Below are 10,381 nucleotides of genomic sequence, written 5' to 3'. Positions count from 1 at the left end.
GGCGGCGGCCTGCGCCAGCAGCGCGGCGCTGTCGGCGGCGGCGCCGGTGTCCGCGGAGCGGGCGGCGGGAGCAGGATGCTCCCGGCTGCCGCACACCGGACACGGATCGCCTGCCGCCAGCGCAGCTGCTAGCTCAGCCGCCATGCGGTGGCGCTCCTCTGCGGCGCCGACTTCCCGCAGCCGCTCCTCTGCTGCCGCGACATCCGCCTGCAGCCCTTCCATAGCCAGTTCAAGGGAAATCGCTTCCTCTTCCTCTGCCAAAACCCGCCGCTCCAGCTCTTCCAATTGCCGATTGCAGTCAGCCGCGTCGCTGGCAGCAGTCTCCAGTGCTTTGACAACGCTGCTCTCATCCTGCACCCGCTCGGCCGCTTCAGCCTGCAGCGAGGCAAGCTGCCGCTCAGCCGTTAAAACTGCTTGCTGACTGCGCTCTGCCGCCGCTAGACGCTCCCGCTCTTCACTTTTGATCGTAATCGCGGCAAGATCCTGCTTTAAGACGGCCTGCAAATCCACCGCTTTGCGGTGCTTTTCCCTCCCGGCTTCCGCTTCCTTGCTGCGAACCTGCATGAGTTCAGCGGCATGGATGACCTCCCGTTCCACCGCCGCAACCCGGAGGGCTAGGGTATCCCCTTCCGCTTTCAGCTCCAGCGCTTGGGTCAGCTGCTCCAGCCTAATCTGCAAGGGGGCGTTCTCTTTGGTCCATTCCTCAAGCGCGAGCCGGTAAGCCCCGTCCGCCGCTTCAAAACTTGCCATCACGGCTGCCCTTTCTTGCTCCAGCCGATCCTTTTCCGCAAGGTTTCGTTTATTCGTCTGGATGGCACTCTCCCGGGCTTCCATGAAGGGACGGATTCGCTCTGCCCGCTCCCCGACAGAAAGCCTCTGCTCCTTTTCCCAAACGGAAGGCTCCAGCGCCGCGAGACGCTCCAGCTCGGAAAAGGCTGCCGCTTCTTCCACCTGCCAAAGTCGGACTTGCCGCTTCTCTTCCCATTGTCCCTCGATCTCTTGCCGCAGCTTCCGCTGTTCTCCTACGGCGGCATCCGCTTCCTTCAAGCGCTTATCCGCCGCCTTCAGAGCGATTTCCGATGCATCCCCCAGTCCCAGTTGCTCCGCCGCAACCTGCGCCGCAGCCTGCTTCGTTTCATCCGTTCGCGTGGATAGGCGGCGGGCCAGTTTTTCCCCGTACCGCTCCAGATGGAACAGACGCTGCAGCATTTTCCGTCTGTCAGATCCTTTTAACGCGAGAAACTCGGCGAATTTCCCTTGGGGCAGAACCACCGCCCGGGTAAAATCAGCCATCTCCAATCCGAGAATATCCTGAACCTTGGCGTTCACCTCTCCCGCTTTATCCGCCAACACGGTTTGGACCTCGCCGGAAATTTGCACGAAACGATTCACGGTGCTCTGCACGGTATAGTCACCCGTACGCTTGAACTGGCGCTCCACCTTATACGTTTCGACGCCTGATGCACCGTTCAGTTCAAAGGTGAAGGAAACCGCCAGTACATTTTCACCCTGGTTCAATATCCCCTGGGTGCCTCCGATCGCCCGCTCCACCTTGCCGAACAACGCCAAAGTAATGGCGTCGAGAATGGTGGATTTTCCGCTGCCGGTGGGACCGAATATCCCGAATACTCCTGCGCTGCACAAATCGTTAAAATCAATTTCCTGCTTCTCCCGGTAACTCTGCAAACCGGACAGGGACAATCGCAACGGCTTCATCGACTATTCCTCCCTTCCTGCTGCTGCTTCCTTGGCGGATTGACTCAGCGCCTCCCGCGACCGCCAAACCTCCGCGCTTTCCGCGCTTGATTCAACGGCATCCGGGTCATCCGACGCTTCCTCCAAAAGCTGCATGAACAGCTGTACCAGTTCCGGCTCCGGCTGCGCTCCTTTGGACATCTGGGCATAAAAGCGGCGGAACATTTCATCGATGGGCAGCTTTTCACTATATGATAGTTCGGCTTCTTGTTCGTCCAGCGGATAAACCGGACGGATGTTTACAATACCTCCATGCTGCTTGCGCAAAATTTGGATTTGCTCCATGGACAGCATTTCTGTCAAATGCAGCTCCAAGTCGATCCAAGCGCGGGCATCCTTGCCTTCATCCAGCCAGCGATAAACCTCGGCAATGCCGCCTTTTGCCTCCCAGCGGACAAGCGGACGGCCCGAGCTTAAAACGACCTCTTTCAACTCTGCGGGTTTGCCCGGCGAGAGATCGACTATGGTCACGGATTTTGCCTGTCCCCGTTCGGAAAAGCTGTACGATAGCGGCGACCCGGAATAGCGGATCTTATCCGGAGCCGTCAGCATTTGCGGGCGGTGCAGATGGCCGAGGGCGACATATTGCGCCCCGGCGCACAGGGCGGATGTATCGACGGCATATGCCGTTCCCAGTTGGTGAATCGGCCGTTCCGAGTCGCTTGTATCCCCACCGTATACGAAAAGATGGCTCATAATCAGGTTGACGGTCTGATCCGTAAAGGAGGCGCATTGCTTGGCGACGATGCTGCGAATCCGATCGGCATAGGCTCCCTGCACTTGCGCCTCGTCAGCCTCGCTAGCCAAGAGCTCCTTCAGTCTGGACTCCGACGGGTATGGCAGCGCTAATATCCGCGCCTTCTCCTGCGTCCGGGCGATGCCCACCTCCTGAAGGGCGGACACGGGCAAGCCGATCAAAGTGATGCCCTGTTTGCCCGCAAGAGGTCCAGCGGCAGCAAGCCGTTCGGGATTATCGTGGTTGCCGGCGATGACTACCACGTGTCTTTTCCCGCCGGCGGCAAGCCGGGACAAGCTGTCGTAAAACAGCTTCTCCGATTGGGAAGGGGGATTCACCGTATCGTAAACATCCCCCGCCATCAAAACGAGGTCGATCCCTTCCGCCTCGGCTATGGCTACCAGTTCATCGACGAACGCCTCCTGCTCTTCCTGCCGGCTTCTTCCCTCCAGCGTACGTCCGAAATGCCAATCCGCTGTATGTAAAATCCTCATATCCTACCCCTGCTCCTCTTTTCCAGCATGCCGACACCTTATTTCCCGCTGTCTGCGGCATCCTTTAGATCAAGTTCAACCGTTTCCGCCACCGATGTAAAAAACAGATAACAGCCGGCCAGCTTGCGGTTCCATATCGTTTCCAGCGCCCGGCTGTACAGCTCGATCTGCGCCCGGTAACGCTCCGCGTAGTCGGAAGCCGGGATGCCTTTCAACTCGTCGGTTTTAAAATCGAGAAGCACCAAGCCCGCCGCATCTTCAAACAAGCAATCGATGATCCCCTGTACCATAACCGGCTCGCTGGCGGCAGGTTCAGTAAGATCTGGATATAATTCGCCTGCTTTCACCTGCAGATTGAAGGGAACTTCCCGCTGCACCTTGCCGCTTGCCAGCAAGCGTTGTCCCAAAGGTGACGCGAAAAAGGCGGCAAGCTCCCCGGTATCGATCTGAGCCGCTTGTTCAGGGGCCAACAGCTTGCGTTCCAGCATGCTCTGCACCGTCAGCCTGATGTCCGCTTCTGACAATGCTTTGCGCAGCTCGATATGCTGCAGCACCGCGTGGTGCACCGTTCCCCGTTCCGCCGCGCTCATTTTCTTCAGCTCCAAGAAGCGGGGACGCCTGAACACCGGTTTCGGATTCCGGCTGTCTCCCGGCAACAGCCGCACGGTCTCCGCCTCGCCGCTATCGTCCATCGTAAGCATCCGGTTTTGTTCGCTTAGCCGCTTGATTTCGGAGACGGTGGTTTTCGACAACAGCCGTGTGGCGGCTTCATGAGGGTACTGCCAATCCAACCGGCGGATCACCTCAGCCGTGCGCTCACCGTTGTCTGTCGGAACCGGCTGAAGCTTATCCAATGCCTGCAGTCGCGACCATCTTTCGCCGCTTTCCGCTCCCGGCATTTGCCCTAGCCCGCCAAGCTCAAGTACATTTTGGACCGCAATACCGTCCATTTCCGCCTCCACCGGCTCCAAACCCATTTCTGCAGCAGCAGCCGCTTCCCGGACAGCCTGCTCATAACCCGGCGATGAGATGGTATCTATCGTTGTTAAGCCATCTTGCTTGCTTCCTGTCACCGTATCCTCAACTGCCGTCGGATGGATCGTCTCCATAGTAGCTGAGGTAGATGAGGCATCCGAGGCAGCGGCAGGGATTGGAGCGGATATATGAATGCTCCAACGGGAACGGTCGGGCAATAGCCCGCCCGACTCACCGCCTGCCGCAAGGCGCAGTGGTTCGGCATCGGGATGTCGGATGAGCGCTTGTCCGATCCAATCCAAATAACCGGTGGCTTTGACCAGATCATATCCGGCCAGCTGTTCATCTTGCTCGAGAGAGCCCGCCCATGCCGCCGCCTTTTTCTCCAGGGACGCTACGGTTCCGGTTAAAATCAGTTTTTCTCTCGCCCGGGTCAGCGCCACGTAGAGTATGCGCATTTCTTCCGCCAGCAGCTCCATTCTCATTTTGCGGCGAATGGCAAGAAGCGGAAGCGTCGGGTAAGCGATCCGCAAGCGGGTGTCCACGAAGCGCGGGCCAAAGCCTAGATCTTTATGGAGCAAGAAGGAGCCGTTCAAGTCCCGCTTGTTGAAGCCCTTGGCCATGCCCGCCGCGAAGACGACGGGAAATTCAAGTCCCTTGCTCTTGTGGATTGTCATGATCCGCACAACGTTTTCCTGCTCACCCAGCGCCCGAGCCGTGCCTAAATCTCCTCCGCTCTCCCGCATGCGGGCAATGAAACGAAGAAACCGGAACAGCCCGCGGAACGAAGTGGCTTCGTATTGCCGAGCCCGGTCGTATAAGGCCCGCAAATTGGCTTGTCGCTGCAAACCGCCGGGCATGCCGCCGGCGAAGTCGTAATAGCCGGTTTCCCTGTATAAGGTCCATACGAGCTCCGCCACCGATCGCTGCCGGGCTTCCTGCCGCCAATGGCTCAACCGGGCGATAAATTCTGCCAGCTTATCCGCCAAGTGCCTTTGCCTTTGATCGGAATCGTCGGCATCGTCGGCATTGTCGGCGTTTCCCCAAACCTGCACGAACTCCACTAACGCATCAAAAAAGGCGGCATCTCTGCGAGCAACGCGAATATATGCCAAATCCTCAGCGGACAACCCGACAATCGGCGAACGGAGGACGCCCGCCAGCGGAATATCCTGATAGGGATTGTCGATGATTTTCAATAAAGAGAGGACGGTCTCCACTTCCACCGCCTCGAAATATCCGCTGGCTAGCTCCGCATAAACGGGGATGCCCATCAGCTTCAATTCTTCCGTCATAGCAGGCGCCCAGCTTTGAGTGGCCCGCAGCAAGATGACGATGTCCCGGTATTCCAACGGACGCGAGGGCGTTCCGCCCTTTCCGGCAACGGGGAAAGGCGTTCCCCCGCGGAATCCCATCAGCTCATGGATGCGCCGGGCGATGAGCCGGGCTTCCAATCTCGCCGTCTCTTCCTCCTCTTGCACAGCCGCATATCCATCCTCGGATGACGCTTCCGAATCTCCGCCGGAGTGGTCATCCGACCCGGTTTCCGCGGGTTCCATAGCCTCATCATGCGCCTCGCCCGCACCGCTTGCGGTCATACTCAAGCCGCCGGATCGGGTCAAGCTTTTGTCGATGATGCCCAGCTCCACCGATAAATCCTCGGCGATATCCGGATATTGGGCGCCGTATACGAGCTCGGCGCTTTCATCATAGGCGATTTCGCCGACGGATTCCTCCATGACCTGCCGGAAAATGTAGTTCACCCCGTCCACAACTTCAGCCCGGCTGCGGAAGTTGCGGGCCAGATCGATCCGCCTGCCGCCGCCGTCGCCCTGCCTGCTGTAGCTCTTGTATTTTCCCAGGAAAAGTCCCGGTTCCGCCAAGCGGAAGCGGTAGATGCTCTGCTTCACGTCGCCGACCATAAAGCGGTTGCCCGCGCCGGGCCGGGCGATCATATCGACGATAGCCTCCTGGACCCGGTTGGTGTCCTGGTATTCGTCAAGCAGCACCTCGTCGAACTGCTCCCGGTATTCCAAAGCAGCTGCCGAAGGCATGACGCCGCCATCCGGATCGGTCTCCCGCAAGATGCGCAAGCTAAAGTGCTCCAGATCGGAAAAATCCACCAGTCCTTTGTCCTGCTTCGCCTGCTGGAATCGTTCGCCGAAGCGGATCACCAGCTCCGTCAATGCCTGCAATAACGGGGCCGTCAGGGCTAACTCCTCTATGTACGTCTCCCGGCTGCGGCCGAACAGCTCCGTCTGCAGCTTAGCGATCCGCTTCTTCGTTTCGTTGCGCAGACCTTGTACCTTTTTGACCAGCTCTCCGTCGTAATCGTCGCCCTTGCACGGCTTTAACCGGCCGAATGTAAAGCCGGACACCCCTGCCTGCAGCTCATTCCAGCCCTCGTCACAAAGGCGCCGAAGTTCCGCCAGTTGGCGAAGCTCTTCGTCCAAGTTGGACAAATAAGGCGCTGGACCGCCGGGCGATTGAGCCCATGCAGCCGCTTCCGTAAGCAAGCCGGCAGCTCCGTCCAGCTCCAGGCGCACATCTGCCGTCAGGCAGGCAAACCATGTCGCTATACCCTCCTCGTCCTCCTGAAACATCTCCGTCATCTCCCGCAGCCAACCGTCCGGCTCGGGATGACTTCTGGACGTTTCATACAATCGCAAGACGAGGGAAAACAGTTCGCCGTCGCCCCGATCCCCGCTGAAGCTGTCAGCCATCCGCCAGAAATCGGAATCTTCCGCGGATGCCGAGTAATATTCATCAATCAGCTCTTCCAGAATCTCCTGCTTCATCAACTCCGCTTCCGTTTCGTTCGCAATGCGAAAAGCAGGATCAAGGCCGATGATCCGGCCATGCCGGCGCAGCACCTCCATGCAAAAAGAGTGCAGCGTCGTAATGGAGGCACGGGGCAAGAGCGCCAGTTGGGAGCGCAGATGCCGGGAATCCTGCCGTTTGTCCAGCTCCTTCTCCAGCGCCATGCGTATCCGTTCCCGCATCTCCGCCGCCGCTGCATGGGTAAACGTAGCCACTAGCAAGCGGTCGACAGCGAGAGGATGCTCCTCGTCAGCGATTCTGCGGATGATCCGCTCGACCAGCACTGCGGTTTTGCCGGAACCGGCGGCAGCCGCTACCAAAATGTTTTCGCCGCCGCGGACGATGGCTTCCCACTGCTCATCCGACCAAAGGGCATCTTCCGGCTTTGACGGAATGGTTCCGTCCGTATTTTTAGCCCGGTTCGCTTCGTTATCCGACACTGCCGATCCCTCCTTTATCCCCATGCCCGCGGTCGGCTGACTCTTCCAATGCCGTCCACAGCTCGGAACCGCTCCGTGCCGGCAGCGTTTTGAAATGATTACCCGGAACTTCCGGGTCGAACTGGCACACCGGCTTGAAGGAGCAGAACCGGCATGGCGTCTCCTGCCCCTGCCGGTACGGCTCGATAGCCGTCACGCCGTCCGCGATGTCCGTGCCAATGGCGCGAATCGTCCGCCGGACGTGCCCGCGCAGCGTTTGAAACTGTCCGGGTGATGCGGCGGACGCCCCCTTGCGGAAGCTGCCATCTTTGTTGATGCCGACGGGGATGATCTCCGAATTGCCGGTGCGGCTAGCCATTTCCTCGTCCATCAGCCGGACGGCTTCCTCATCGGCCAATACCAGGCCCTTCATGCGGAATTTGCGGCGGATTTCCGCTTCCGCCCGTTCCGGATCAAGGGCATTAGTCGCTGTTATCAACGGATTGTGCACATGGAAATAAAGGACGCCCGCTGGCTCCGCCGCACTACCCAGCCAAAGGGAAGAGTGGGTGAGTACCACATCCAAATAAGTCAGCATCTGCAAGCTCAACCCGTGAAACAACTCCGCTAAATTCAACGATTTCTGGCTGGATTTGTAGTCAATGACACGAAGGTACATGCCTTTTTCCCCGTCGGCGCGATCCACCCGGTCGATCCGTCCGACGATTTCCATCGAACGGCTGCCGTCCAAATCAAGCCGCAGAGGAGGGAGCGTCTCTCCCGGCCCGAAGCCCAGCTCCAAGCCGACGGGATAGAATCCCCCCGCCTTCGCCTGGCGCACGAGTACGGCGGAAGCACGGCCGACGATTTCCTTCAGCTTTCGGGCTATGTAGCGGTAACGGGAAGAACTGAAGAGAATTTCTCCCTGCAACCGGGGAGCCAGCGTTTCAACCACCGCTTGCCCGCGTTCCGCCGCCTCCGTTTCTCCCATTTCCAGCCAGCCTGCCGTTTCATCATACAGTTCCTTTACGACCCGGCTTAGGGCGGCATGGAACAATTGCCCGATATCAGGCGCTTCCAGGCGGAATACTTTACGTTCCCGCAGCTTCAACCCGTTGGAAGCAAATTGCGAAAAGGGGCAAGCGACAAACCGTTCCATCCGGGATACGCTGGCTCGGAGCAAGCTTCCGTATAGGAGTTCCGCCGATTCGCGGCCGATCCCGGGCTCAATGTTCCGGTAGCGGAGGGAGCCGAGCAAATAGCCGAGCCGGTTTTGCATCGCCGGTTCCATCAGCAGCCGGTTATAGACGTCCCACCAGACGCCGGAGATATCGGCGCCTTCTTTCCAGCGTTTCAACAGGGTGACGAGCAGGGATAGGGTCGTCGTCTTAGACCCGACAAAAGCCGCGGCTTCCGCATCCTCCGCCCCCGCTGGCTCGGCGGCAAGAAGCTGCTCCGCTTCCTTAACTTGCGGAAACATCGCCTTGAACTGGCGGATCGTCTCCGCAGGCAATAGCGATTTCCCTTCCTCGTCCGCAAGGGGATAGCTAACGATAAGACTGCGGGAAGGCGAGCAAAACACGGTGTACATCAGCAACTGCTCGTCTAGCAGTCTTCGCTTGGCATTTCCGGGCAGCTTGAGGCCTGAATTCTCTAAAGCGAGCCTCTCGGCATCGGACAAAATTCCGTCCTCCTCCGCTTTGGCCGGCAACGATCCTTCATTGGCCCCCAATATGTAGGAAACTTGCTTTTGTGCCGTCCGTGTCCGGTCCATGGAGCCGATCAGCACCTGATCCGCCGCAGGCGGTACTAACGCGAGACAAATGCTTTCCAAGCCGGCGTCCACCAGTTTGGCGAACAGGTCCGGCTTTATTTCCTCATCACCCATGATTTCCACCAGTTGGTCCAGCAGATCGACGACGCTATCCCACACTTGCCCATGCTCTCTTGCCCGTTCCGGATCACCCGCAGCAATGGCTGCATCGGCCAACTCTTCCAACTGCTCGGGAACACTGCAGCCCGCAAGGAGATCATACAGCGCACCGGCCATCGCCTTGACGCTGTCCCCTTGCTTCAAGCTCTTTTGAAAAGGCAGCAGCAGCTCGAGAATCCGTTCCCGGCAGCCACGAATGAGCCGGTGCTCCTCTTGTTCCCTGCCCTCGCCGAAATGCGGTTCGAGAATGGCAACCTCATCCTCGTCTTCCTCTAGCGATACGGCGCGGCGGTATTCCCACGTCTTGTCGTCCATCCAGCGGCTGCCTTGAATTCCCCGGGCCAGCACGTAATTTTCCAACAAATCCAACACTCTGTAACCTTCTGTACTCCCTCCGCGGGAGTCCAAAGGAAGAAAGCCCGTTTTAACGGTGCGGAAGACCGCTTCATAGGGCCAATTGCGATTGACGAGCTCCAATGCGGAGCGGATAAATTCCACCAGCGGATGATTCAATACCGGACGTTGACGGTCCAGGAAGAACGGAATCCCGTATTCGGGAAAAACCGCCGATATCAAGTCCGCATACTCCTCCAAATGGCGCACGCGGACGGATAAATCCCGCCAGCGAAGCCCTTCGTCCCGGACTAGCCGCAGCAGCTCCCGGGCGCAGCCTTCCGTTTCCGCCCTGCGGTTGACCGCCGCAACCAAACGGATCTGCGGTTCTTCCGAACCGCGGTAGATGCGGTTACGGGGAGCCATGCGGTTATCGAAATGATGCTCCAGATGAGCCAGCATTGGGCTGGTCCGGAATCGGGGCAACGGATCGGCGCGCAAAAAGGCAGGAGGGTCGATGACGGCCCCCAGATCTCTTGCTTTTTCCGCCAATGCGGACATGGCGCTGGCCGTGGAGTGGAACAGATCGAACTCATCGGGTTTTTCACCGGCGGAATAGGGCCGATCCAAACAAAGGGTGACCGTCACCTTCCGGCAGCGAACCGCGAATTGAGCCAAGACGGCAATCTCTTGAGCAGTGAAATGATAGAACCCGTCGACCCATATTTCCGCGTCTTCCAAAAACGGAGCGAACTGCGCCTGTTCCGCCAGCTTATCCAAATACGTTTCATAATCGAGATACTGGCCGGTTGCCAGCTCATTCGTATATTCGGCGTAAAGCAGCGACAAATCCGCCATTTTATCCGCAAGGGCGGAGGTCCGGTTGGGCACGCTCCCTTGGCCTTGCTGACGCATA

Annotated in this window: 4 protein-coding genes; all 4 read right to left on the bottom strand. The window is 58.7% G+C overall.

Features of this window, described 5'->3' with window-relative positions; all coding sequences use genetic code 11:
• Nucleotides 1-1,716 (bottom strand): AAA family ATPase (locus TJ79_RS00695; protein WP_155987725.1); only part of this gene is annotated, 1,716 nt, incomplete at its 3' end.
• A gap of 3 nt (nt 1,717-1,719) precedes the next feature.
• Nucleotides 1,720-2,985 (bottom strand): exonuclease SbcCD subunit D, encoded by a 1,266-nt coding sequence (locus TJ79_RS00690; RefSeq protein ID WP_081756615.1) that lies wholly within the window; start codon nt 2,983-2,985, stop codon nt 1,720-1,722.
• A gap of 38 nt (nt 2,986-3,023) precedes the next feature.
• On the bottom strand, nt 3,024-7,220 hold the full coding sequence (locus tag TJ79_RS00685) for a UvrD-helicase domain-containing protein (protein ID WP_052339141.1): 4,197 nt from the start codon (nt 7,218-7,220) through the stop codon (nt 3,024-3,026).
• The coding region (addB, locus tag TJ79_RS00680; RefSeq protein WP_052339140.1) for a helicase-exonuclease AddAB subunit AddB at nt 7,210-10,381 on the bottom strand (3,172 nt) is incomplete at its 5' end. The genes TJ79_RS00685 and addB, both read right to left, overlap by 11 nt.

Origin of the sequence: Gorillibacterium massiliense (genome assembly GCF_000455485.1) — a bacterium.
GTDB classification, from domain to species: Bacteria; Bacillota; Bacilli; order Paenibacillales; family NBRC-103111; genus Gorillibacterium; species Gorillibacterium massiliense.
The sequence above is the reverse complement of the archived record's forward strand: the minus strand, read 5'-3'. Positions and strand labels throughout refer to the sequence as shown.

Bases quoted from the DNA above. Each gene is read 5' to 3' on its own strand.
- TJ79_RS00690 (WP_081756615.1), bottom strand. From the start codon at position 2,985: ATGAGGATTTTACATACAGCGGATTGGCATTTCGGACGTACGCTGGAG.